Here is a 26,116-nt window from a genome sequence, read left to right as displayed (position 1 = left end):
CCTCTCCTTAAATCATTCTTGTTTTTAATTGTTTATTTACTGCACCAAAGAATTTGTCACTTAAACTTTGTCCAGTATCTGTGTCTTTAGCGACAATAGTTACATTCTCAATTCTGACACTGTTGTCTGTGCTACTTGAAGTAGTATTGTTCTTGGGTGTAAATGCACTCAGATTGATTCCGCTCTTGAATCTATCAAACATATCTCTGGCTACGTTGACAATCTTCAAAACATTTGACGTGTCCGACTTATTGAGCATCAATTCCTTTTCATGTGCCAATAGGAACTTACCTTCCTTGCCAATACCAGCAGGAGTCATACCGCCAGTTTCAGCAGAAAATATTTTTTGGCTAACCAAATCTTTGTAACTCCCATCAGGGAATCCGTAAACGGAGCGCAATTGATCATTCTTGGACTTCAATGAATCAAATTGTTGAGTAAGATTCTTGTACTGACTCGAAGCTTTGTCGAGTTTAGACATTTCAGCCTTAATCGACTCAGCAGACTGCTTATTACTCAGATATTCAGTCCAAGCTACACGAGCAGCAGTTGTACCTTTGATAGTTCCAGTTTGACCAGTTGTACCGCCCCCATTAGTACTACCGCCACTTCCCGGTTCAGTGGGGGAATAGTCACCTGATTTAAACTTGTCTAAACTGGATCTACCCAACTCAAATTGATCCACTAGATTCTGCATTTCTTTGGATGTCTCAAATATATGAGTTTTCATATTGGTAAACAACTTATCATACTCACCACCAATAATTCCAAGCGTAGCAGTTACAACGATAGCATCGTTACTCATCAAGCCTTGTTTGAGATTATAAAAATACTTTTGATCTTCTAAGATGTCCTTGTATTTACGCTCAGTCTTTTTCTTCTCATCATCCAACTTATCAAGAGCATCCTGATGTTGTTTGTCTTCTTCGTCTTTGATTTTGTCGTTGTAATTCTTGTGATCATCGAGTTGGTCTTGTAAGCCTTGCTTAACCAATTCTCGGTCACGATCACGTTGATATTTTCGAATCTCCTCATCAATAGTAATGAGCTGATCTTCTAGTTCTTTACGCTTAGCTTTACCCGACATTGAGGTGTCAGCAGAGAGTACGTTGATTCTGTCCTGTATCTTTTGGCGCTCATCCATTTTCTTCGTAAGCTCTTCTGTATAATCAGTAGATGTATTCTCACGGTCAAATGCTTTGAGTCGAGCATTAATATAATTCTCAAATTGCTTTTGCTCATCATCAATGTTCTTGGTACGTTCCTCGTGACGTTCATTCTCTTTCTTAATCTCTTGGTCAAGTGCATCCAAAGCCAAGTCACGTTGCTGCTCAATAACCTTCTTATACTCATCGATAATGTTATCAGCGGCAGATTCACGCAAATCTTTAAGAGTCTTATTAACATCGGCAAGGGCTGAGTTAGTGCCAAGCAAAGATAAATTAAGTTCCTGAAGTTTGTCATTGTAGTAAGCAGTCAGTTCAGCGTTTAACTTATTGTTTGTTAACAATGATTTGACATATGCAATTTCTTTAGCGATAACGGAGCTCTTGTTCTCAAGTAAAGGAATTTGGCTACGCAGTTCTTTGTTGTATTCAACTGTACCTTCGGTTAATAAACTTAAGTTAGCGTCTGATAATGCTAACGAGTCGTCATTTGCTTTGACTTGTGTTTCATAAGCCGCAATTTGACTATCGAATATACTCTTACGCTTATCATCAATTTGAGCCTGATAATCCCACCACTTAGCACTATTTTCAGCAAGTTTAGCATCATATTCGCCCTGCGTGATTTTGTTCTCAAGTAGTTGTTTACGAATATCTTTACTTTGCTGTTCAATCAATTTTTGCTCTTGTTGAAGTAAGCTACTCTGAGACATTTCTTCTTTTCGCCATTCAGGACTATCCTGTGTAAATCGACTCTGCTTGTTGGCTGACAGCTCACGCTTAGCCTGTAGTGTCGAAATTGCATTGTCTGTGCTTGTAATATAAGCATCAACAATATCTAAGCCAAGTTGATACAGTTCCGTTGTCCATGAAGAAATGTTGAGCTGTGTATCACGAATTGCATCGTCCAGTTCTTTAGCTGTTGCCTTTGTGATCTCAGTGGTTGTTTTACCATCTTTACTGGTGGTCTTGGTTTTAGTTGCAGAGGTATTTGTAGGAGTGGTGGGGGCAGAGGCGGATGATTTAGAGCCTGAAATTTCTTTATAGGCAGCTAAAACTTTCGGCGCATAAGCCTTTGTCTCTGCGAACGGAATGTTCCCCATTTTACCAGCTTTAATCCACTTATCTACATTACCGGGGCCACCATTGTATGCAGCTAAAGCATACTCAATATTGCCATTGTACTTTTTCAGTAAACTTGCAATGTACTTAGTACCACCAGCCACGTTTTGATCTGGGTCGTATGAGTTTTTAACCCCTAATCCTTTTGCGGTTCCCGGCATAAGTTGCATTAATCCAGCAGCACCAGCATGAGATTTAGCATTTGGATTAAAAGTACTCTCAGTTGAAATAATAGCGGCTATGAGTTTTGGATCAACACCATTTTGAGAAGCATATTTATTGATTATGTCTGCATATTTACCAGAGTAACCACCACTTGATGATGTTGGGAAAGAGTAAGTACTTGAAGAGGAGGGAGCAGATTCCTCGGCGGCTGTTGTTGTGGTAGTTTTAACCTTTGTGGAAACAAGCTCAGATGGATTAGCGAGAGCTTTCTTTGAGGTAGCTATTTGATCCTCAATTAGCTTTTTCTCTTCTTTAAGATTTGCAATATACTGTTTAGAACCCTTAACCATCGTATTACGTTCATTCTGAACCTTTTTAATAGCATCGGCTAGTTGAAGTAGTTTCTTCTGGGTTTCGGTTAGAATTTCATTAGTATCAGTGTAAGATTGGTTCGATTTGTCATTGGACTTAGTAGCATCCTGTACAGCTTTATCGCCATTCTCAACCATTTGCTTGGTGTCAGAACCAATACTTTTCCAAGTCTGTAGTGTTGCAGTTAACTCAGCTAATTTTTCTTTTTCATAAGTTAAGTCAGCTTGTTTCCCACCAGCAGATCTAACAGCGCCCATTCTGGACTCTGTCTTAATATCTTCTAATGGATCTTGACCAGCAACATCTTTATAGTCTTCTTTCATCTGATCAATGAGTTTCTGCCGCGCACTCATCTCTAATTCAACAGCCGCAATTCTTTTCATCGAAGCTTCGATAGCTATTTCTGTTTTCTTAATCTCTGCATTGATAAACTCTGTTTTCTCTTCTTTTTTTGCTTTTATGAATTTCAAAATAGAATCTTTACTCAGGCCAGTGATCTTAATAAAGTCACCATACTTTTCATTCATCTTCTTGATAGTGTCAGCAGAAAGTGTATTCTTTTTAGCAAGTTCGGACTGAGCTTTATTTAAAAGTTCAACTTCTTCTTTTGAATTGGTTGCCCAAACTGAGAGTTCATCGAGTTTCTTAGACATTTCGCTAACTTTTTGTCCTGTTTGATCAGCTGAATCTCCTAATCCATCTACAGCATCTTCTGTATTCTCAACGCCTTCGACTACAGGCTGGTATTTAAATTGGGAGATCGCACCACTAAGACTATTAATTGCATTTGCAGCGAGAGTACCAACACCGGGCAATCTCTCTAGTATGTTTACGCCTTGCTCAGTAGTCGATATGTTTCCATTTTGAGCAGCATCGAAAACTTTTGAGATATCGTTCTTAAGCTCTGTTAATGGGATTTTACTTTTTGCTGAAGCATCAGAATAAATATCAATCATCTGACGTGTAAGACCGTTAATTTTTACATTGTTGCGTTCTTGTTCATCGACATAATTTTGTCCAGCAGCCTTTAATGCCAAACCTTTTTTATTTGTATATTGTTCTAGTTTAACTAAGGATTCATTGTAAGCTTCTTCTTCAATTTGCATTGCTTTAGCAGCATTTTGATAGTGTCGAGTATTTGCGTCATATGAAGGATCAGAAGTGCTAGTTTCACTCAATACTTTCGTTCTGAAATCATACTCTTCTTGAGCAATTCGTTTACTTTCTTCTCGGACAGCAAGTTGTTCTTTATATTTTGAGATATTCTTCTCAATATCTAGTGCATTTGCTGCGTAATCAAGTTCTGCACGATCTCGTTCAATTTTAATTTCTGCTTGTTTCAGTTCAATTGCAGCTTGAATAGCTTCATTGTTCGTTTGAATTGATTTAGTTTGACCATCAATACCTTGAACAGTGATTCCATATTTAGAAGACAATTCACTTTCAATTTGAGCTAGCTTTGTTTTCTCATCAAAGTTGAGAGAAGTCTTTTTGGTGAGTTCATCATATTCACCTTGTAACTTTTTGAGATTAGCCAGATCATATTGTTTCTCGTTTAATGCTTCAGTCTTATCAGTGAAGTCTTCCGTTGCTTGAGTTGCATCAGAGAAGAGACCAACGATGCCTTCGATAGCCCAACCCAGTGCAGCAAATGCGGCTCCAATTCCTGTTGCAATCATTAGTCCACGAAGAGCAACTTTGGCTATATTAGCAGCACCAGATAGGCCCATAAGCGATATTTTAGATGCAATAGTAGATAAGGAGAATCTATTCATACCCACAGAAGCTGTTCCAGTCTGTATAGTGAGTCCAAACATTGAGGCGATTGTTTTTGTCATTTCGATGATTAGCATACGGAATCCGAGATGGAGTCCCAGTAGTGCTACGCTTGCCACCCCGAAGATGACAGGGAGAGCACCAACTACATCGACTACTTTAGCAACACCGTTTAACATGGAAGCTATGAGGGAGGTAAGAGTTACAATTGAATCAGAGATAATTGCGTCTCCAAAGGCGAGGGACATAGTTTCCCATGCAGTTTTCATCTTCTGGATTCTTGCTTCGAGGGATTGCATGTATTTTTCATTCTCTCGTGTAGCGGAACCTTGAGAATTCATAGCAGCTTCAGTAGCTTCAATAGCAATTGGAAAATTTTGCATAAGTGCGAGGAACCGAGTTAACTGATACCGCCCGGCTAGGTTTACTGCTGTATTTTGTTGTGTTTCTTTGGACAAGCCGTTCCATTTACCTGCTAGTTCAGCCATGATATCAGAGACATCACGTGTTTCGCCATTCAAATCACGCATGGATACTCCAGCTTCTTTGAGAACGCCTTCGGATTTATCCATAGTTGTAATACGAGAATAAATTGATTTCAGTGAGTTCATTCTGTTACTTTCAGGCATATTTTGCCTTACTGACTATACTAAAAAGTATAGCGGAGACGGTTCTCCTTTAAAGTGTCTTTACACTTGACCGTCTCTCTACGCTTTGTGTTTAGGGGTTATAGCGTAAGTTCAGACTATATCTTCATCTATTAACTAGATGCTCTGCGTGTAGTCGTTACGGGGATATATTGTCATTATTCTATTCTGCATTAGCTTTTCTAAATTACTATATATTTCATTTTCCCATAGAACTATTACATTAAAGTTATGCTTTTTAAATTTCTCAATTCTTAAGCGATCTCTTTCAGTTTGCTCTAACTGAGAGTTGCTAGGAGGAAGCAATCCATTACCATATACCTTTGGATTGCAGTGCCAGTAATCTCCAAAGACCTCTATTACTATGTTAGTGTTATGTAAATAAAAATCTGCATAATACTTTCGAAAAAATCCACATTCTTGTTTAAAACTTATATTATTTTCACTTAGCCACTCTCGTACTAGTTTCTCAGGTAGAGTTTCTCTAGAGGTTTGCCTAACTTTTAAATTTCCTTGATACTTGGCAACTTTAAATGATTCTTTAGTAATTACATTCTCAGACCAATGGATTTGCTTACATTTTTGTGAGCAAAACTTACTTAATAAAGATGAGTGACGCGTCACATAATAAATATCTCTACATACTTGACAGCATTTTTCAATCTTTCCGCCACGATAATTGCTTGAATTCTCTCCAATACGAAATGTTGATTGCCAAATTCCTTGACACTTCCTAGAACAAGTAATTTGGGTTTCGATAGTGCTCAACTTGGATCGGAATTCTTTGTCACAAATTAAACATAATTTTGTTATTTTTGTCTCATCATACCTCATGGAATTGAATTTCCCTACACATTCAATTGAACAAAAGTGATGCCCAAATGTACTTTTTTTAATTTGCGTGTTATTTTTAAATGTTTCTGTTCCACAAATATAGCAATCAAATTTTTCTTTCCCAAACAAGTATTTACAATCTTTAGAGCATATATGATTTTCCGCTCTAACGGATTGAGCGTAAGAGAGATCGTATGGATTAAGACAATTATCACAAATCACTTTTATTTTTACTCTTGAGTGCTTTGGAAGATCAGAAACGGAAACGGTAAATTCATCCCCAAACCTAGTAAATATGTAGTTACAATTTTCATAATATTTTCTATTGTTGCCCATCCATTTAATCTTCACATATTGATTCTCTTTGATCAATTGTTAATCACCTCGTATTATTTTTATTACACAAATATAATATAATACAAGAACTAGTGTTTGGTCAAAATAATGACAATAATCTTCCCTCGGTATTACGTTCCCCAACGCTTCCACCGATATAGCAAAGTTTTCACTAATATGTTTCCACATTAGGCGGCAACAAGTTCACCGATCACTGATCCACTTTCTCTAGTAGCTGTTGCAATTGCTGTTGTGTGTCCTAATAATTCTTCCATTGAAACACCGAAGGTATTCGCACTAGCTCCAGCTCTAGTCATTGACGTTGCTAGGTTTTGCGTGGTAATTGCGAAGTTGTTATCGATCTCATTTAACTTATTTGCAATTTCAATACTCTTACCAGCTTCAACATTAAAAATAGTCATTGCTGCTGTTAACGTATCCACCGATTCTTGTGGTGTTAACTCAGAAATGTTCTGTAACAATGTTGTTGTCTTTGCAAGGTTCATGGTCTGATCTTCATCGAATCCCATACGTGCAAATCCGATAGCATTCTCATTTACTTCTGTGATACTTCGACCTAACTCATTTGCCAATTGAATGCTTCGACTCAACATGCCCTCAAAGTCTGTCGACTCATCCATTACACGTTTTAGTTGAGTCATCTGGCTATCTACTTGTACAACAACACTTACCATGTCTCTCAATGCTCTTGTCACCATGTATAATGACGAAGTAGCACCTGCCCACATAGCCAACTTAGAAGCTACAGCGCCAAAACGTTGCCCCAGTGTATTGGTTTCATTACCAGCTAATTTAGCCTGAGATGTAATCTGTGTTAACTTAGTTTGTAACTCTGTTAATGCATTCTTGTAATTGCTAACTTTCGATACATTCCCCAATTGAGCATTCAGCGCGGTTAACTCTGCAACGGCAGAGGAATTACCTTTAAATTTAGTTTGAGCTGCTGTAATTTTCGCTTGCATATCAGCAACAGCTTTTTGCCTGTTTAAATTCTCAGTTATAGCTGCGGAATGAGCCTTATCCAATGCATCACGATCACGAGCAATCTTCTGTTCCTCAGCAAATCGAGTCTTCAACTGATTCAGAAATTGCTGATTACGTTGTTCTTCCTCTTTGAGATTCTTATCAGCTAATGCTTTACGTGTTGTATATTCCTGTTGTGCTGCTTGTTCACGCTGCTTATTGATCGCTTGCTCTTTTTGTAATGCATCTTGTTGTTGCTTGAGGTAGTCAGTTATCTGACTGTAATTCTTAACATTTCCTTCATTGTCTACATTGACGCTAACTTGTTGACCAGTCTGATTTTTGTATGTATTAGTCGTACTATTGATTTCACCAAGCTTGTTCTTATTAGCTCTGGTTCTAGCTAACGAATATCCATCTAATTCTTTTTCAAGTTGCTGTAGAGTTTTCTTTTGTTCGCTGTATGCCTTAGTTTCTTCATTAATCTTCTTCGTTGTCTGAGTGATAATTGATCCATTAGCTAATTGTTTCTGCGTTACCTTTTCAATTGAGCCATCCAACATCTTAGTTGTCTTAACTGACTCGTTAATTACCTTTTGCTGTTGTTCTAACGCAGTGCTCAATACTTTAGTTGCTGCAACAAAATCATTCATTGATTTAACGAATGACTTATCAATATCCACTTTCAAATTCAAAGATTTGAGGGAGGGATGAGAGGCTAGGGCTTTGATATCATTATTGATGTTCTTAATTGAGCTGCCTACATTCAATGCACTATCAATTAAGATACGTAAATCCTGACTCATAATACTTAAATCACTTCCTTTTTGCTTCTTTTATTTATAAGAGAAATAAAAAAGAAGCGATTCAAATGATCGCTTCCCAATGTTTACTCGTATTCAATTTGTTCAACTAATTCACATACCATATCATAGGTGTCTGCTTCATCACCTTTGAATGTAACGGGGGAATGGTTTAGCACACTATCCCTAATGGACAATAACATTTCTCTATTGTTGATATCCTGCGGAATCTCATATGCTTCATTCATTAATTCATTAATATCAGCCATACGTTTTACATTGTCTTTGATTAGATAATCACCATTCTCTTTAACTGGTTGGTTATTTTCATCATAAGCTATGTATTGTTTATTGATGTCAACTGTTTCATCTAGAACTGTTTGGAGCTTATCTATCAATAAATTCTTAAAGCGTGTTCTCATACGAGAATCTTTCCGTTCCAACTCAAGGGAGTGGAGGAAGACAATTAATTTCTCAAGCTGGTGATTATATATTTTCATTTTTTGCTCCCTTTAAATCAAATGAATTTAATTAGTTGTTTCATTTTGATTCAACATATACCAATCCATATATTCATTATCATCGAAGTGTGGGATTGACTTTGGTCTTACCCATTCAATTTCAAACTCTTGTTTTGCTTCAACGAGTGCTTCTTTTTGTTTCACTCCGGGTATTTTCCTCTCTATATGAAATGGTAATTTTACAGTGATTAATTAGAAAATCTGATTCTTTTCTTCTTCGAAATCTCTCAAGTCATAAATTTGTGTTGTTGAAATATCATTGTGATGGGCGACATATTTAGATACTAAATGCATCGGCACACCAGATTCTAGCAAATATGTGATACATGAGTTTTTAAATATATGTACGTTAATTCTACGCTCTAACATGTCTGACAACACATTGGTACAGAAGTCATTAGCCCATGCCGAAGACATCGCTTTTATCTCATTGCCATATCTAGTTGTAAAAACAAATTCGCTTTCGTAACCTCGTGTATCAATCCATTTTTGCCAATATGGTAAAACCTCTAATGGAACCATATATTCGAGTGGTTTACCATCGGTGCTAGGGCCCTTACCGCGAACTACGTGAGATAGTACATAGTTCTGGCCTTCAGGAACTTTATAGTCCATGATTTCCGACTTGAACTGAATGATCTCTGAACGTCTAGCACCTACAAGGAAGGCTGTAGCAAGCCATGCCATACCTAGCCAGTTTTGATCTTCTTCAAGAATCTTCATCATTGAGTCATATTCATCTTTTGTAACTTTAACCTTCTCATAAACTCTATTCCGCGCGATAGCAGGGAGTCCACGAGTGAAGTTTCTAAAGCCTTTATAATTTTCTTCTTCATCTGCGATAATATTTTCAATGTGGTTGCAAAGACTAGACACAACAGATTTTCTCAAACTAATAGCTGAGGAAGACATTTTACGATTGTCACGTATGAAACTCAGATACCGCAAAAAATCACGTTTAGTAATCTTATAAAATGGCTTGTCATTCATTGAACTAAAAAGATACCAACCAAATTGTCGAAGTACACTTGTATATTGTTTTCTTGAAGCTGGGGAGAGATCTTGTACGGAGATAAATTCATCTACAATTAATCTATAATCCTCATTTACTTGTAGCCACATTTCCTCAGTTACTTCTGCTTGTTTCTTAGCTGGTTCACGCAAGGTGTTTTGCTTAACTTCTTTTTTACTCAATTAACATCATCCTTATGTATATTGATCGTAACTTTCCAATGCCATATTTAACACGCTCCCTGTGTTTTATTATTTCAAAGTAATTCCTTGAGATTTTAAGCCTTTATACAAAGCTGCTTTGTGGGCTCCAGTATTTTTTAATTCTTCTCGCGTAGCCTCTGTAAATGGACGTGGTACTCCTGCATATTCAAACGAATAATTATAATTCTGTCCCGACTCCACGATTTCAGCAACATTCCTATCGCCATCTGAACGTATATTCTCGACTACTAAAGTGGTGTCATTGATCAATTCAGACTTCATACTTTCTTCGCTGCCTAATTGACCTGTACGAGAATACATAGTCGGTTCATAAACATCATAGACTTCTTCTTTTACTTTTTCCTTCATGACTGTTTTAACTGTCTTAGCTACATCATTACTCAATGCCTTAGCAATAGGTTGATTTAACTTTTGTAGAAACTTAATTAAGTCCTGTTGCGTCTTAACTTGCATCTGAGATTTCCTGAGCTTGAGCAACTGAAGCTACAGCCATTTCAGCAATTACTTTAGCTGCTTGCTGCTGAGCTGCTTTAAATCTTTGTTCAAGTTTGTCCAGCTCTTCTTTAGGGAATGAGTTGATTACTTCATTAGTAATCCCGTTGTCCATAAATTTTCGTGAAATGCTAATCAGACTTCCCAAGTCCATTTGCTTAGGAAATGGGAGATCGGTAAATTTTTTCATCACTAACACGTTAAATAAACTCAATGTTCCACGAATTAACACATCGTCTAGCTCTGTCTGAGTTCGCAATTCTTCAACTAGAGCAATGTACTCTGTTACTGCATCTTCCATCAACGACTCACGAAAATATGTATGCACGTTTACTTCATAGTTCTCAGATGTCACATAGATTGTTTTGCGCTGATTATTCTTACTATCGACAGCATTAAGTTTTGCCATCGTAAGTTTATTTGATTTCGCCATTTATCCATCTCCCTTTATGGTTTATAACCATGATAAGCATTGACTACTTGTTCAGCTCTCAAATTGTAATTGTGGTACTTGTATACGAAATCTTGTGCTTTCTTCGCCTTCTGTTCTCGTTGTATGTCTGTCATGCTCAATACTTCATCGACCATCAGTATCATTTCGTCTGTACTTTTAGGTAAGTAGATATGATCATGGAATAAATACTGCTGTGCAGGAGTGAAAGGGGAGATCAGAATGCCTCCTCCAATTCCTAAGCTTTCCGCAGGTCTCATTGATGTTTGTGAGATTGACTTATCATCTAAATTTTGTCCTAGAATTATCTTGCTTGTTGAATACAAGTAGGGGAGATCTTCGTATGCACCGTATCCCTTGTAGATGGAAGGGTGACTTAGCAAATTTACCTCGCGGTCTTCATCCATCCACCACTCATTACCAAAGATGCTCACATCATAACCACGCTCTACAACTGGCATGATGAACTTTCGAGTTTGTTCAAATCTGCGCTCATAGTTATTTGCAATAAGCACAATATCTCTTTGCATTCCTGAATTAACCCGTTTATGAAAGTCAGGATTACATCCAAACAACATCAACTCAGCTTGTTTACCTTTGTTCCAGTAGTTAGGAAGACACTCAGCAGTTGTTGTAAAAATATAATCAGCATAATCAGACCAGTAATCACCTATCCAATGATCAAAAGGAGTATCTTCAATGGAAAAGAATACATGGAATATTCCTTTTTCTTTTGTGTACTCAAATATGCCTTCAGCAAAGTTAGCAAAGCATTCAGAAAACACAATATCTACATGATTGTTCTCTATGTACTCCTTAAAAAGTTCGACTTGAGTTTCCTTGTCTTTGTCCCACAATTGATATTTGCCATCCATAATATGCACTTCATGTCCAAGATTTTTAAAGCCTGAAGCAACACCAAATTTTATCAGCGATGAATTGTTCGTAAATAAAACTTTAAGACCCAATCACAACACCACTTTTCAGTGCATATTCCTCAATAGCCTCTTCGATCTGCTTGTAACGTTCACTCCATGTATTCTTTTTGGCTAAATTTTTTGTTATCTCGGTTACATGTTCCTTATTATTAATTGATAGCTGAACCGCTTTGTCTACTTGTGATAAAAATTCCTCATCGTCTTCTGCCGTTAATACTGCATCGGGATAAATTTCAGTTTCTTCCCATTTTGTAGCCACGGACAGCGTACCAGATGCCATAGCTTCAAACAGCTTGAGAGGGCAAGATGATTGAGTGATGCCGTCCTTTAGATTAAAAGGGATCAAAGAAACGTTAGCATGTTGATAATATGCGTGTAATTCATCATGGCTTTTAACGCCCAAATTGATAACATTATCGGGACAGTGTTTCCCGAATTCTTGTCCTACTAAAAAAGTCTTGTATCTATCAGCTACTTTTTTTATTAAGTTCGTTGAAATCCATGAACCAACAGCGCCAGAAAACATCACAATAGGTTCATTAACATCTCTATATTCTTCAGGCACGTTTGAATTTCTCTCAATATACGAATCTGGACAGGCGTTTCTAATCAAATAGGTAGGTTTGGATTCCTGAGTCTTAGCATATAGTTTTTGACTTGTAGTAAATATCATATCTGCCTTATTCATTGCTTCTTGTTCATATGGAATCCAATCTGGAAACTCGTCAACGCGATTATAGATATTGATCTTTGCTTTGATGTTTTCTACATACTGAGCAGACTTAGCCCAAGTGTAGTAATAAACATCTACTTTAAGTTGTTTATGTTTAATCTTATTTAGTACTTCTTGAAAATTATGATATACAAAAACATGAGGATATACTTCTTCAACAGGTTTGTTTGATTGTTCGTTGTTGCAGAAGATAACATCATAGCCATTATTGGCGAATTGCTCTGAAATTTGCTGTGGAGTTTGCTTTAAAAATCCCCAATTTAATGTTGGCGGATAAAGCATTACTTTACGTTTGGTCAATTTTTTATCTCCCTATTTGATTTAATTGTTCTGGTGACATAATGTGCTGACTATATGCAAATAAATCACAAAAAAGCTCAAAGCCATTGTCTTGAGCCATCTTACAGAAATATGCGTCTTCGCCTTGTGGATGAAATCCGTATTTTATAGACTTATAAACTGATTTATCTAATAAAATTATTGCTCCAGTCAGATCTACTCGTTGCAGCTTAGAACAGAGTAGGGCAGGGGCAGTCTTAACATGATAGTTTGTTATATGCCGATATTGACCCTTATCATCCAACTGCATGATATTTGGATATAGATATGGCTTATCTTTATTGGTCAAATATCCATTGTAAATCAATCCCGATATGATCTTTTTCCCATGCTTGAGTAACTTAGTAATAACATCAGGTTTTACAAGGATATCTGTATCGATAAAAATCAATTTATCGGTTCGAACTTTGCTCATAATGTAATTCTTTAAGTTGCTCAAACTCTTATATATGTATTTATTTCTTACCGTAAACTCTCGTTCATCTTCGGGTGAATTATTGTTGATAACATCGATTCTGATATTATTGTACAAACCTTTATTGTCTTTTTTAAATTCTGTCAGCAACTCAAATGTTCTGTCTAAACTATCATTAACAACGAAATGTAGATCGATTAAAGATTTGGGATAATTGATCTCAAAAATCTTTAATAAATACTGGGGAAGTATCCACTCTCTATTTCGAACAGGTGCAGCTATTGTAATTGTCTTCATGTTTACTCCTAGAAAAAAATAGGGCTAAGCCAATTAGACTCAGCCCGTATGTATTTTAATCTTCCAACAAATCAATGATAACCATTGCTGTTGATTTTGTATCTTTCAATACTTCACAAGTGAATGTGAATGGTTGCGGATCTCCAGTAGAAGCCATACCGATGGAGAATCCCGGCAGAACTTTTAGTTTAGGAACTGTGTACAGTGCTTCAACATCTTTTCCGTCTTCGTTTCTCCACATTGTAGTTCCTTCAAGAAGGTAAGTGCCCGGGAACACGTCAGAGTACACTGTCATGCTCTGAGTAGTATCTGGTGCATTGTAATAGTAATCGGCAATGACTTTCTCACCAACCGCCAAACCTGCAAAATCAATTTCTTGAGAAACAGGAGTAGCTGAAATCAGCTTCTCGCCAATTGAAGTACCATCTACTGTACGATAGAAGAACGCTGGTTTAGTTGTCAAAGGCTCTTTAGCGAGAGTAAGTGTATCAACTTCTTCAATTGTAATTACTTCTTTTTTATGTACAGGTTTTACACCTTTTTTGAACTCAGAGCCAGTGAGAGTGCCCAGAGATTCCTTGGAGATCAATGCATCTTCCATATTCAATGTAACGTCTTTCTCAGAATCCCAGCCGATGAGCTTAGGATGCCCCTTACCACCGCGCGCGTAGACCGTTTGCGCTTGGAACTCAAACGTAGAAGTTGTAAGACTTTCAAGATATACTACTGGTTCTCCTGTAGTTGGATCTTTCAATACTACGTCCATAATTTCGCGTGAACCATATCGACTCATTAATTTTCCTCCATATAATCTAAATGATAGGCAGTGCGCCTATTTCACACCAGAAATCCAATGTGTTAACTTAATATTTTTTGAATCTGCTCCATGTAGGAGTGCTTGGATGTTAACCTCATATTCATCAATCATTCTCATGCGATTGAATTGGTCATTAAATTGAAAGAAATTCAAATCAAATACATTAAATATATTTATTCCATTGGCATTCGAACATAAAATTGAAATTAAATCTTGCAAAGAAAGTCCACCATCAGATTCTTGATCTTGCTTGAGTTTTCTTAACTTATTCTTTCTCGCTAACATCTTCTCTCTGAGTGCTTTGACACGATCATTCAACGGATTGAAGTCACCATCACTCTCTGATACATAACAGTTTTGAGTCTTAATTATTGTTGACAGCGAATCTAAAATATCAAATGAGTACTCGTTGTCAGCAATTTTCAAAGAACTCTGTCCTTGTGATAGAGACACATTTATTCCTAAGAAATATGAAAATGATGTAAGGTATTCGACAATCAAATCACTTCCGTCTGTTTGAAGTAGAAAGAAGATGAGAGGGTAATCAAATTCACTAAAATCTACATCAACAAAGATATCCTCTTTTTGTAAAGAAATTAGTCTTAGTTTCTGATTGAACTGTTCATATCCTAAATCAATGATCTCATTTAGCGTCTTTGGCTTTATTGTTAAGTCATCAAGCACAACAGGTTGATTCGCTAAAGTCTTTAATTTCACATATTCTTTATTCATCACTGAAAATCACGGACTTTGAAGGTAATATAGGAGCCGTGATAGTCAGTATTTACGCTTAATGCATCCATCTCATAAAACTCAATTTTACCAATTCCAAGACCACGCTCACTATTGAATAATTCGTCTAGTTTCATGATTATGTAATCTGTTCTAAGACATCCGTAATCCGTCCTAAATAAATCTTGATGGGTGAAAACATTGAATTTAATTAATCCACTTCTAAAAACATTCTTTATTGGAAGATACCTTTCAAACGAAATAGCTATGTATGTTTTCTTTTCCTCGGATGTTTTGGGAATAAACCTATGCGGGAAAACTCTATCGAATAAAATGTCTTCTGGGATAACATCTGGTTTATCAAGAAAGTTCATTTCGTTGTAAGTTAGAGCTTTAAGTATTTCCTGACTGGAAAAAATCTTTTCTAAAACAATGAGCTTATCTTCTGCTAGGTTTTTAAATCCTGACACGTGAACACCTCCTCAGAGGTTAAGTAACCCGATAATCCCGTACAATTTGATAACTCAAGAATCCACTCACGTCAACCGAACGTGTGTCATCAAAAGTTGAAATAACGTTCTTAAGCTGATCTAGTGTCTGTGGAACAGTACGATGCACTTCTTCCCCTAGACTGTTTCTGGCAATCGCTACATACAGTCCACCGTTTGCTTCAAGATGTCCTAGTTCATAAGTGATGCTGATGCATTTGAGGGTTTCAATTGCTGAAGCTTTACTATACTTAGTTTTATCAAATGCCATCTTCAATTTGTTATCTGTCCCAATTGAATAAGCGAATTCATATTGTGAATTGATTGCTACATCCAAGTCAACATCAACGATTTCTACGGTTGGCGTAGCACTGATTACAATGTCACCGTCAATGCCAGATGAATGTTGACGCGAGTAGGGGAGAGCAGAGAACGTAATCCATGCGTTATTCAAACCCTCTGTGTAATTCTCTGGTTTCAGTTCACCAAAGCGAACAATACTTTGACCCATGAACACACTCCTTTATATTAGTGATTTAATTTTGATTTCTTTTTGTCCATTGGACAGTCCATTAGAATTTTTGACATGCAAAATAACAGTACCCAATTTACGGTTACTGTTTGCTTTGACTACACATGTATTTGCTATAGGATCTTGCGAGGATATTGAAGCGAGGAGAGTAGGTGAACCATCCAAATTTGTTAATGAAAATGAACTTTCATCCGAAATTTGTAATCCATTGTTATAGAAGTTAGCCACATAAGTAGACTCGCGGTTTAAGTAAATATCATTTGCTCCGTCTATTGTAGCTGCATAATCATAATGGATGGTGGGTGCTACATAAATATTCAGTTGTTTCTCAATGCCATAAGCTGAAACAGTAATAATTGTTTCGCCTGATTCATGGATAGTAATTATTCCTTGCTCATCCACACTAATCAAATCAGTATTCGAACTGGAGTATTCAAGTTGCGGATCACTTATTTCTGATCCGTTTCTTATTACTCGGACATTGATTCTTGCGGATTGATTGATGCTTAGAGATAGTGGATTGTCGTTGTGGATATGCAATTCATATTTACCTAAATTGTGGTAGTCAGCAATACCTAATTCAAGATTGTCTTTGACTGGATCAATTTGATCTGACTGTAAACTCAAATTTACCAATCCATCATCGGACATATAATCTGTATCAATCACCTTAAATGCTTCGCTACCAATGATAAAACGTGCATCTCGCTGTATCGATTGAGTATTGGCATTTTTGCTTACCGCAATATTTCTACGTCCAGCAGGAAGGTTCATTACTTTGTCTTCTTCTGTACCAAAATTAGAGCGAGCATTGAAGTAAAGGATAGAAGGGAAGGTTTGAATAAATCCATCTTGATCAATCCATTTAAGATCAAAGTTACATTTTTCAATCTTTCCCTTTGAATAGAGTGAATTGTCTTCGACATGAAGACATATCCACTGAGATCCAGAGTCTTGAGTGACTTTATCTCCAGCTTTAATCTCTAATCCCGGATACATTACAATTGATTTAATCGTAGGAATTTTACCGTTGGACAGGATATGTACAGGCGATTTTTCTACAGAATCATTAAGCGCAATCTCTTCATATGACAATGAGTTGGTAAAGTCATTACTTATAATGTTTATATTTTGGTTTTTCTTAAAATCAGGGACAGAAGAGGGAGAGTTCTTAATTCGAGCATTTAAACTTTTGTAAGCGATAATTTCACCTACTTCCACTCATAGGAAGAATAAGAGTATTGCACAATGAGATTATTGACACGTTCTTGGATATTGTCTCTTAAGTCCATTTTTGCTTTTAAATTGTTTGACTCAGCATATCTTTTGAAATCTGAATTATTTAAAGCTAATCTCATTTCTAAAACATTATTAACTTCCTTATCCATCCATTCAACCTTCATCATTTCGGCAAGAATCTCTTCTTCTAATTCAGAAAGAGTGATGTTAAAACACTTTCTATTTTCATCTCTGTCAAACAGGTTCTTTCTACAGTGAGTAAATTTTGCTATAGATGATTTTAAAAAGCTGAAAATATAATCTTCATATGTATCAGTTGATTCTCTAAACAATTCATCCAACATATAATCTTGAATTTTCGTGCTGAAACGTTCATAGATATTTACAAATGGAGTCATTTGAACACGCCCATCTTAATTTTGCTCTTGGTTTGCCAACTCAATCAAACTGTTCCCAATGTAATCATCGATAGCTTTGATTTTATTGAAATCCCCAAATCGATTATCTTGAGATTTGATACCTTGAATGTATCGTTGAATAAAAGTCTCTTTTTGAACCTTAGTCAAGCCTTTTAAAACAGACATCATTTCAACGGTTGGCAAATCAACCAACTTATCAAGTCGCTCTCTGTTTAAAATATTTTCATAATCTGAATCCAGATAGAGAGCTTTAACAACATTCTTATTCAAGATGAAGTATGCCCCATTACGAGTTAACTCAGGATGATTGTAATAAATAGCTCGCAGTTCTTCGTAAGTAACGGATCGCGTAGCACCAAACTCTGGAAGGTAGAGTGGTTGAGGAGAATTACCCTTTAAGTTCAATCCGCCTTCAATCAGACTGACAATTTTAACTAATTGATTTGAGTTAATATTCAATTCTTCTTCAATGTCGTAATACTCGTCTTTTACTTTTTCGGCAGTTGTAGGGACTGATTGGGTCGCAACTTTATCTTCAAGCAATTGTTTAACCATAGCTCTTAACTCTTCAATCTCTGTAGACATTTTTTGTTTCTCTAGAGAACTTTCATCTGCAACATCTTTTGCAGGTTCAGCATTGGCTGTCTTTCTCGGTGCCGCCATAAATTAAAACACTCCCCTTGTAAATATAAAATAGGGGTACTTTATAAAAAGCACCCCTTCTCATTTGAATATTATTATGCCAACGAATTCCACATTGCATAGCGACCGCTTGTTACGATTTTTACATCCCAACGTTGATGAATGGTGTAATCCACGGAAAGGTCGGCATTTTGAGTGGCTTGAGACTCAATGATTTGAGTGTTACCCTCGAATCCAATTTTAACAATCTTCTGAACAGCAGAAGAGAGGATTAGAAGGGTTTCTTCGTCAATGGCAAAGTCATCTGTGTTTGGAATCAAACGTTGTTCCAACTCAAAGAGATCAGTACCTTGGAAGTTTGTAAGATATCCGTGAGCGTTGTATTTATCGCCAAGGCCAAACTTAAAGTATTGGTCAGCAGGTACAACTTTGGACAATGCCAGTTTTGAACCGAAAGCGGCAGCAGTACCACCACCATTGGCAGCGACAGTACGCTGTGTCAATCGGTTAAACTTATCTTGTGCAAATGCACCAGTTTCTTTATAGCCAGCACCCAATGTAGGATAGCTATCAATAATTGCATTATATACATCGACAGTGATTTGAGTCTCGACTGAACGCACAACTCGCGTAACGAATTCGCCCCAGTTCACTTTACCAGAGACAATTCGATACCAATCTTCGCCTACTGTGATGATATGATTGACAGGTGTAAGAATTACATCACTACCAAGCAAACGTTGACGTGTTCCCTTGCGTTTACCATTGGAAGCGGTTGACACAACGAACAAATCACTATTTGGTACATTAAATACCAGATTGTCTCCCCAACCTACAGATTTAACATCTGCAAATTGACTAAAGTTATCCATGACTGTCTCAGGTACGATAATATCCAACATCTCAGAAATGAGAGAGAACATTGTCCATTTTACAGTAGGGTGACTCTGAAGTGCTGTTTCATTGAATTGATGTTCAGATGGTAAGTTTGCGTATTTTTTAGCGACAGTTGTTAGACTCTTAGAAAACAAGTCTTGCTTGTCTTGCAAAGACATAGAACCGGAGTATTGGCGAAGTTTGCTTTTTTCGGATTCATTTGTGGAATTCTCGTAACGATAATGACGGAAAAGCTCTACACCTGCCTGAACGATATCTTTTTGCTGCGTATCAAGCTCATTGTATCTCATAGAAAAGTATGGTTTCATTTAATTGTTATCTCCTTGAATTATAATATTGGTTAGATTAAACAGCGCGCACAACAAGCAATTTAGTAGCAGGGATACGACGATTACCTACGGAAATGGTTGTTTTATCTACCACTTTCATAGCAACCAAGGTGTTTCCAGCTAGGTCATCTGCTACCGCAGGTTTGATATCGCCATTCACAGGAACAACATATTTTCCCTTAGTAGTAACACCAGTAATACCATCATCTGTAATAGTAAAGTCATCTCCGACTTTCAAGTGAAAAGCAGTAGCTGGACGATTAGCGGGGTTAGTAAACAGAGTTACATCCGTAAGATCCACGCGTAGACCATTCACCTCAATCAATTCAGGTGATCGAACCAACAAAACTTCCTCTTTAGTGACATCGGTAGGGGTTGCCGCTACATACAAATCCGGTTGACCATAAACTTGAGAAGTGATAGCTACAAAGCTACCATTAGGCATTTCTTCAGTATTTCTTACATTTTTAACAAAGGCATCAACATTAGTTCCTGCCATAGTACCTAGATTAACAATTTGCATTTAAAAATCTCCTTTAATTATGTATAATTACTTGCTAAGACGGGACCAAACATCTTTTGATGTAGATGCTTCAGGTTTTTCATCATTTTCGTTAGGTAATATACCCATCTGACTAAAATCTACTTTCACATCTTTATTGCTTTCGGAAATTCTATCATAGGCAAATGCTTTGATATCTTTTTCAAACTCACTAACAGAGTTATAAGAAGTGATCTTCTCACGCCATTCGTTCAACTCTTCTTTAGAGAAGGTTCGTGCAATTTTCGAAAAGATGACTTCAACTTGCTCGTTTTTCTCTTTGTCTTCGACTGATTTTTGATATTCTTTTAGTTGCTCAATCGTAGCATTCAGTCCTTCAATTTCACTTTCTTTTTGAGTCAGTTGCTCCTGAACAACACTAAACTTATCGTTCAATTCAATGTAATCGTTTTGTTTGGTGGAGATTTCATCTTTAAGATCATTGATTGCTTTTACTGCATATTCTTTATGCTCATCAACCACTGCTTTGGCAAAACTCACTTCAACTTCATCAGCACTACCATTATCCCAGTCGGTTGGTACATATTTAATCTTGGTTGTAGATTCAAAGTTGAAGGAAACGTTATCACCATTTTTTGAATACGGGATTCGTACGTCTTGATAATCATTCATTCGATCAACTGCATACACATTCTGATCGTCAAAGTCACGTAAGTAATATCTTACAACCTCAATCTCTTCATCCCACCAATTTATTGTTTCGTATTTAACTTCTGAAAGTTTACGACTCAATTCCTCGCTAAGTTGCCCAACTGTGAGATTAAAGGAGGTTGCGATTTCTTTTTTAGTTTTCAAATCTTCGTTCTCCCTTTGTTCAGTTTCTTTTATTTCATTTGTTGCAAAGTTCTGTTTAAATTTTTCCATCATGGTGTTAACTTCGTCTGAAAATTCTGAAAAGTCAGTGGAGGTGAATTGTAATTCTATTGTTGAGTTTTGCATGGCTGGCTGAATGTTTTCGCCAAGCCCACATGCGCCATAGAACTGAAATTTAGTAAAGTGGAAACAGTTATCATCTCCCCACTCACCTTCAAATTCATCTGATAGCTCCATTGACTGACCTTTAACAATATCTCTATTCATGATGTCAACTGAATCATCGAATTTAGTCCACAACAGTGCCTCAACCGTTAGAAATGTTCTTGTTGCACCATCGTCACACAATCTATCCTCGAATGTAGCATTATTGGATTCAGGAATTATACCTATAGCTTTGCCGAGATACTTGGTGGCAACGTCTCCGTCTTTTCTGACTAGGATTTCACGGTGATCTGAAAAGTCTACTTGTCCAGTTGAACGATTATTTTCTACATATGCAAGCACTGGAGTGTTACTAAGAGAGGGGATGGCTTCTTCAATTACTTCTTTTGAGAAATAAGAACCATTATGATTTTTACCAGTGTGACAAAGCCAAATCTTTACCTTTTGAAACCTAATGTCTGATTCTTCTGATTCGTATGTATTTACAGATTGAAAAAGTATTGGTATTTTTCTAGAAACTTTGTTGCTCAATTAATTATCACCTCCCTTCATTGTTAAATGTCCAAATTGGAGTCGTTGTCTCGTGTTTTTTCTCCGCTATCAGTAAGATTAGATTTTTGCGGAGCGCCGACTTCACTACCTGATTGGACGTGAGAAGAGGAGAGAGGACGCATTCTGTCTTTTAGATCAATAGAATCTTCAAGGTTTATCAAATTGGAGAATTCTTGTGGGGTCTTTCCCATGGCTGTAGCAACGTATGTTACGGGAGCCCCATATTGCGCGGCTTTTATGGCACGATCAAATCTTTCTTGCTGATCGAATCGAGTACCCTCAAGATGACACTTAAACCTGTATTTGCCCGTTGTTTGGCGCAATTGGAAGTTAATGAATCTTTCAAACTGTCTATAAATTCTATAAACAAACATTTCATCAGTTTTAATGGATGCTGCCAAACCAGAACCATTCAGTTGCTTTTCGCCAAATAGAACAGGGGATGTGCCTGATGTTTCCCAGAACTCGCTATTACCTAAACCTACAATGCTATCCTTACTATCCGCTTGTTTGAAATCCAATGCTTCAGTTTCCAAAGGAGTAGTTACAACTTTAACTCCTTGAGGTACAGCGGCTTGCATAAGCGCAGAAAATTGACCAGCAGTATCGGCCATGATGGCAAAGTCATCTTTTTGCTTTCCACTCTTTCCTGCACCATCTTTATGCATAGGGATTTTATTGACCAATAGCTTCCATACATCTAGAGAGGTTTTTGTTTTAAGTAATTCTTTGTAGTTAACGATTTCAATACTATCTAAAAACAATCCCATTAGAGGAGGAGAGATACCAGCGCGAGTATCATCAAACTTGAACGTCCATGCTTTAGCTGGGTCTAGTTTTTGCCAATAGCTATATTGACCAGTTTCATATCCAGATTTCTTCTTAGAATGTTCTTTTTCACCAATAAAATTATTGTAGTATTCTCGAAAGTCGGGATGAAAATCATCTAAGCTTACACCCGGATTTAGAAAGTACGACATGTTGAACGCATACTGGTATCCTAGATCATTTCTTGACCATATCTTACAGTAGTTGCTTGGTAATTCTTGAAGTCGTATACCATTTTCACTTTCACGAAGATAATAGTATTTTGCATCTTCGAGAATCATTCCTTCGGCTACTTTATGTAGTTCAGACACTAGATCAAAATCTTCGATCCACTGCAATGCCTTAGAATAAGACTTTTTAAATGCTTTGCTTTTCATGTCTTCGGCATCTGCGTTTGTTGGTTCCAAATAGTGGTCATATGTAAGTATTTCAGACATATAGATAACAAGTTTCTTGAACTGCATGATAAAATTGAACAAGTATTGAGATAAATCCTTCAATTCTCGTTCGTGATTTTTCGGATCAGCCAACATTCTTTTTACGCTATCACGGTTAAATTTAGCAGGAGACATGTTCATATCTTTTAGAATTTGATTTTGCCAAATTGGACTGATCATTGATGGATTATTCATAGCGCTGAATAAAACTTGTGTGAATTTCTTTGCGTACTCTTCGTTAAAATCAATATTGGTTTCTTCTGCCACTTCTTTTTCTTCCGGTTTCTTAGGTGTGCTTTTCATTTTTCACCCACTTTCATTTATGCGTTTAGTAAATCATGTGAAGAAATAATCAAGGTAATTCATAGATTCCGATTCTTGAACTCGGTTTTCTTGTTCTCTAAGATAGATCCAATAAAGGCCATACATAAGTGCAGAAAATTTATCTTTCTTTATTCTAGAAGAGACACGTTCAACCTTAGTTTCATTTCCAGCCTGTTTGTACTTTAGATTCATTACTTCTTCACATAAAACATCCGTAAGTACATATGGAACTTGAAGTTTGGATAATTCTTCACTATCTTTAACTTTATGTTTCATTTTCTTTTCTAGATCTTTGATGCCTTCATGGGGAGACTTAAGAAGAGATATATCCATTTTGGAAAAAGTCTGCATAAGATGATTTATCATGTTGCTCTCACGGGTTTCTTTGTTTTGAGACTTTAATGCATATACCATTGGTATACTATTATCCATTTTGTATTTATCATATCTGTCATCATTTACCACAGAATAAGGTGGGTTTCCATCGTCCAAATCTAAGACTAAATTATCAACCACAGACACACCTAGTCCATTAGCATCGATTACTAAAATATTTGCTTTGAATTCATTAACTTTTTGCTTTAGAAATTTAGCCTGTAGTTGACTATGTTGTCCTTCCATAGAAAAAATGTTCACAAGCTCTTTAATGTAATTCCCGCTGCTTTGAGGTGTTATTTTATAAACAACTAAACAGGAGAGAGCATTTTCATCACCCTCATTACGGCTCACATCATACGCAAGAACATAGTCTACATTTTCATCACCACAATGTTCCCATTCAGCAACACCTAGATTTCTACATTTGTTCAATTTCTCATCTGATACTAAACTGTCTGATGAGCTACCTGTCCAAAGAGACTCGTATTCTCTCATGAAGTCCATAATTGAATAAGTAGGAGAATCTTTGAGAGCTTCAACAAAATCAATATCTAATTGCTCATATAAACAGGGTAACTCATAGGAATTCCCTATGCAAAATGCCGATTTACCATCAATCATTTCATTATAAACTTCTCTGAGTTTCTCGAACGCAAACTGTTGTTGGGTTCCAGCCGTTGTTATGTAAATTTCCGATTTATGTAATTCGTGGGGGTCGATTGTTCCGTTCATAGCAGTTCTGTTGTTTGCCATCAGCGGAATAATAACGCTGTTAAGCACATCGCCATTAAACTTTTTATCTGCTATTTCTTCTATAGCTCCACCAAATCTACGACCACCGCGAGTGGCATCGGTCATTTGAACAACGTCATAGCGTGATCCATTGTGGAAAATTACTCTTATGTAATCTTTCTGTAAACTAATATCTTTTATTTCGTTTTTAAGGAGAGGGTAATGGTCGAATATCTCATCCAATTTTTCAGACACTATTTTAGTGGCCTGTTCTTTACCGGGAGCGCATATGAATAGTCTGGTTTTAGGATAAACAATACACTTTATGATATATGCCAGATTTTGAAGATAGCTTTTTGACGTTCCACGAGTTGCAGTAAGATATACTTTTCTGTACCTCAGCATTATTCTTAGATAAATACGCTGATAAAAATAAAGCTTAATTTTTGAATCAGGAGGAGATATGAAGTCTAAAAAGTGATCGGGGTAAGAACGGAAATAGCTACAGTATTCTCGCCATTTATCCTTCATATCTTCAAAACTTTTAACCATTATTTGATTAACATTATTTGTTTCAAATAACTCAGGTGACTTAAAAGCATCACTGTCGAGGTGGTTTCGTTCCTTCTGGCTGTAATTTTTATGTGAGCTCATTACAATTGTTCCTCATCATCTAATTCGACTTTGGGGGTGTCTGAAGGTGGAGATGTCATTCTTTCGATCTTATTTAGTCGCAAGGTGAAGTTTTCAATGTGCATAATTGTTTCATCAACTAAATCTTGAGTTATTCCTTTAACTTTACGATATTCTTCCCAAGGAGGAATGTGATCGTCTTTTTCGAGCTCGGCATAGATCGTACTAAAGTTTCTTATTCCACCTGTTTTATCAGCTTCGGTCTTGTCTGATGCTCTGAATTTGCTGTCGGCCATATACTTTGAAAATAAATCTCCTAATTGCTTAACCTGACCGTAATTTCCCTCTTCAAGTTCTTTGTCCATCTTCAGAGAAATAACTGACAGCTTTTTTAAATAAGTTTCATCACTAGGAGTCTCAATTTTGTTAGAGGTTTTCATTTTCTGATAGAAATCTTCTAACTTAGCATAGTCCAACTGCTCATAATTCGATCCCCATCTCATAATCATTTCTGAAGTAACTTCAAAACTTGTATTATGAGTATTTTTTTCAACCGTCAAATCTTCTTCTTGTACCAATTTGCTTGTCGATTCGTTTAAGATAGAATCATTCCAAGTTAAATCCTTAAATTTTTTGAGTTGAATAGTTTTTATGTATAAACCAAATATATCTTGTCTTTTCAATGTTGCTTCTTCGATTGCAGATTTCCATATCGATGCAATGAATGGACGATTCATTTGCAAAAGTGCATCTTTTACTGTTTGCATATTGGAGTAGTCTATATTCTTTTTCAGGCATGGTTTACAAACGCCGAATCTACCGTCTGCGTCAAACTTGTTTCCTGAAACATAGAAGTCAGTAACGTTTTTATCTCGTTCACATGTATTACAATATTTTTTTTCTTTGATCGATTTACTATCCATAAATCACCTTCCTAAACATGCTCCTTAATAAAAAACCATGGGGTAGG

General features: G+C 36.6%; 24 protein-coding genes. All 24 read right to left on the bottom strand.

Going from position 1 to position 26,116, the window contains the following annotated elements; genetic code table 11:
- Positions 1-7: 7 nt before the first annotated feature.
- The 24 genes from WFI24_RS13860 to WFI24_RS13745 all read right to left on the bottom strand — a co-directional run bounded on the left by WFI24_RS13860 (position 8) and on the right by WFI24_RS13745 (position 26,069).
- Complete coding sequence (locus tag WFI24_RS13860; protein ID WP_336761621.1) at positions 8-5,212, bottom strand: transglycosylase SLT domain-containing protein; 5,205 nt, start codon at positions 5,210-5,212, stop codon at positions 8-10.
- A gap of 153 nt (positions 5,213-5,365) precedes the next feature.
- A complete protein-coding gene (locus WFI24_RS13855) occupies positions 5,366-6,454 on the bottom strand; it encodes a hypothetical protein (RefSeq protein WP_336761619.1) in 1,089 nt (362 codons plus the stop codon).
- A gap of 152 nt (positions 6,455-6,606) precedes the next feature.
- Positions 6,607-8,208: a phage tail tape measure protein gene (locus WFI24_RS13850; RefSeq protein WP_336761617.1), complete on the bottom strand. Its 1,602-nt coding sequence runs from the start codon at positions 8,206-8,208 to the stop codon at positions 6,607-6,609.
- Positions 8,209-8,291: 83 nt separating this feature from the next.
- The gene (locus WFI24_RS13845; protein ID WP_336761615.1) at positions 8,292-8,705 is read right to left on the bottom strand and encodes a hypothetical protein; all 414 of its coding nucleotides are present in this window, start codon (positions 8,703-8,705) and stop codon (positions 8,292-8,294) included.
- Positions 8,706-8,732: 27 nt separating this feature from the next.
- A complete protein-coding gene (locus tag WFI24_RS13840; protein WP_336761613.1) occupies positions 8,733-8,870 on the bottom strand; it encodes a hypothetical protein in 138 nt (45 codons plus the stop codon).
- A gap of 48 nt (positions 8,871-8,918) precedes the next feature.
- Positions 8,919-9,920, bottom strand: a complete 1,002-nt coding sequence (locus WFI24_RS13835) for a tyrosine-type recombinase/integrase (protein WP_244213693.1) — start codon at positions 9,918-9,920, stop codon at positions 8,919-8,921.
- Between the two features lie 69 nt (positions 9,921-9,989).
- Positions 9,990-10,415 (bottom strand): hypothetical protein, encoded by a 426-nt coding sequence (locus WFI24_RS13830; protein ID WP_336761609.1) that lies wholly within the window; start codon positions 10,413-10,415, stop codon positions 9,990-9,992.
- Positions 10,405-10,887: a hypothetical protein gene (locus WFI24_RS13825; protein WP_336761607.1), complete on the bottom strand. Its 483-nt coding sequence runs from the start codon at positions 10,885-10,887 to the stop codon at positions 10,405-10,407. The genes WFI24_RS13830 and WFI24_RS13825 overlap by 11 nt, the downstream gene beginning before the upstream one ends.
- Positions 10,888-10,901: 14 nt before the next feature.
- Positions 10,902-11,873 carry a glycosyltransferase family protein gene (locus WFI24_RS13820; RefSeq protein ID WP_336761605.1) on the bottom strand — a complete coding sequence of 324 codons (972 nt, stop codon included), beginning with the start codon at positions 11,871-11,873 and terminating at the stop codon, positions 10,902-10,904.
- Complete coding sequence (locus tag WFI24_RS13815) at positions 11,863-12,876, bottom strand: glycosyltransferase family protein (RefSeq protein ID WP_336761603.1); 1,014 nt, start codon at positions 12,874-12,876, stop codon at positions 11,863-11,865. Before WFI24_RS13815 ends, WFI24_RS13820 begins: the two co-directional genes overlap by 11 nt.
- 4 nt (positions 12,877-12,880) lie before the next feature.
- On the bottom strand, positions 12,881-13,627 hold the full coding sequence (locus tag WFI24_RS13810) for a glycosyltransferase (protein ID WP_336761602.1): 747 nt from the start codon (positions 13,625-13,627) through the stop codon (positions 12,881-12,883).
- A gap of 55 nt (positions 13,628-13,682) precedes the next feature.
- Positions 13,683-14,420 (bottom strand): hypothetical protein, encoded by a 738-nt coding sequence (locus WFI24_RS13805; RefSeq protein ID WP_336761600.1) that lies wholly within the window; start codon positions 14,418-14,420, stop codon positions 13,683-13,685.
- A 39-nt stretch (positions 14,421-14,459) separates the two neighbouring features.
- Positions 14,460-15,176 (bottom strand): hypothetical protein, encoded by a 717-nt coding sequence (locus WFI24_RS13800; protein WP_336761599.1) that lies wholly within the window; start codon positions 15,174-15,176, stop codon positions 14,460-14,462.
- Positions 15,176-15,646, bottom strand: a complete 471-nt coding sequence (locus WFI24_RS13795; protein ID WP_336761597.1) for a hypothetical protein — start codon at positions 15,644-15,646, stop codon at positions 15,176-15,178. Before WFI24_RS13795 ends, WFI24_RS13800 begins: the two co-directional genes overlap by 1 nt.
- A gap of 19 nt (positions 15,647-15,665) precedes the next feature.
- A complete protein-coding gene (locus WFI24_RS13790; protein ID WP_110895122.1) occupies positions 15,666-16,175 on the bottom strand; it encodes a hypothetical protein in 510 nt (169 codons plus the stop codon).
- Positions 16,176-16,187: 12 nt separating this feature from the next.
- The gene (locus WFI24_RS13785; protein ID WP_336761594.1) at positions 16,188-17,417 is read right to left on the bottom strand and encodes an Ig-like domain-containing protein; all 1,230 of its coding nucleotides are present in this window, start codon (positions 17,415-17,417) and stop codon (positions 16,188-16,190) included.
- Positions 17,408-17,833, bottom strand: a complete 426-nt coding sequence (locus WFI24_RS13780) for a hypothetical protein (RefSeq protein WP_336761592.1) — start codon at positions 17,831-17,833, stop codon at positions 17,408-17,410. Before WFI24_RS13780 ends, WFI24_RS13785 begins: the two co-directional genes overlap by 10 nt.
- A 15-nt stretch (positions 17,834-17,848) precedes the next feature.
- Positions 17,849-18,517, bottom strand: a complete 669-nt coding sequence (locus WFI24_RS13775) for a hypothetical protein (protein ID WP_336761590.1) — start codon at positions 18,515-18,517, stop codon at positions 17,849-17,851.
- Between the two features lie 74 nt (positions 18,518-18,591).
- Positions 18,592-19,701 carry a hypothetical protein gene (locus WFI24_RS13770; protein WP_336761589.1) on the bottom strand — a complete coding sequence of 370 codons (1,110 nt, stop codon included), beginning with the start codon at positions 19,699-19,701 and terminating at the stop codon, positions 18,592-18,594.
- 37 nt (positions 19,702-19,738) lie between these two features.
- Entirely contained in the window at positions 19,739-20,245 is a 507-nt protein-coding gene (locus tag WFI24_RS13765; RefSeq protein ID WP_336761586.1) for a hypothetical protein, read from the bottom strand.
- Between the two features lie 27 nt (positions 20,246-20,272).
- Positions 20,273-21,793 (bottom strand): hypothetical protein, encoded by a 1,521-nt coding sequence (locus tag WFI24_RS13760; RefSeq protein ID WP_336761584.1) that lies wholly within the window; start codon positions 21,791-21,793, stop codon positions 20,273-20,275.
- A gap of 23 nt (positions 21,794-21,816) precedes the next feature.
- Positions 21,817-23,382 carry a hypothetical protein gene (locus WFI24_RS13755; protein ID WP_336761582.1) on the bottom strand — a complete coding sequence of 522 codons (1,566 nt, stop codon included), beginning with the start codon at positions 23,380-23,382 and terminating at the stop codon, positions 21,817-21,819.
- Between the two features lie 33 nt (positions 23,383-23,415).
- Positions 23,416-25,167, bottom strand: coding sequence for a DNA-packaging protein (locus tag WFI24_RS13750; RefSeq protein ID WP_336761580.1), 1,752 nt, complete (start codon positions 25,165-25,167; stop codon positions 23,416-23,418).
- Positions 25,167-26,069, bottom strand: coding sequence for a hypothetical protein (locus WFI24_RS13745; protein WP_336761579.1), 903 nt, complete (start codon positions 26,067-26,069; stop codon positions 25,167-25,169). Before WFI24_RS13745 ends, WFI24_RS13750 begins: the two co-directional genes overlap by 1 nt.
- Positions 26,070-26,116 lie beyond the last annotated feature (47 nt).

The organism is Paenibacillus sp. USHLN196 (genome assembly GCF_037144955.1).
Taxonomy (GTDB): Bacteria; Bacillota; Bacilli; order Paenibacillales; family Paenibacillaceae; genus Paenibacillus; species Paenibacillus xylanexedens_C.
The sequence above is the reverse complement of the archived record's forward strand: the minus strand, read 5'-3'. Positions and strand labels throughout refer to the sequence as shown.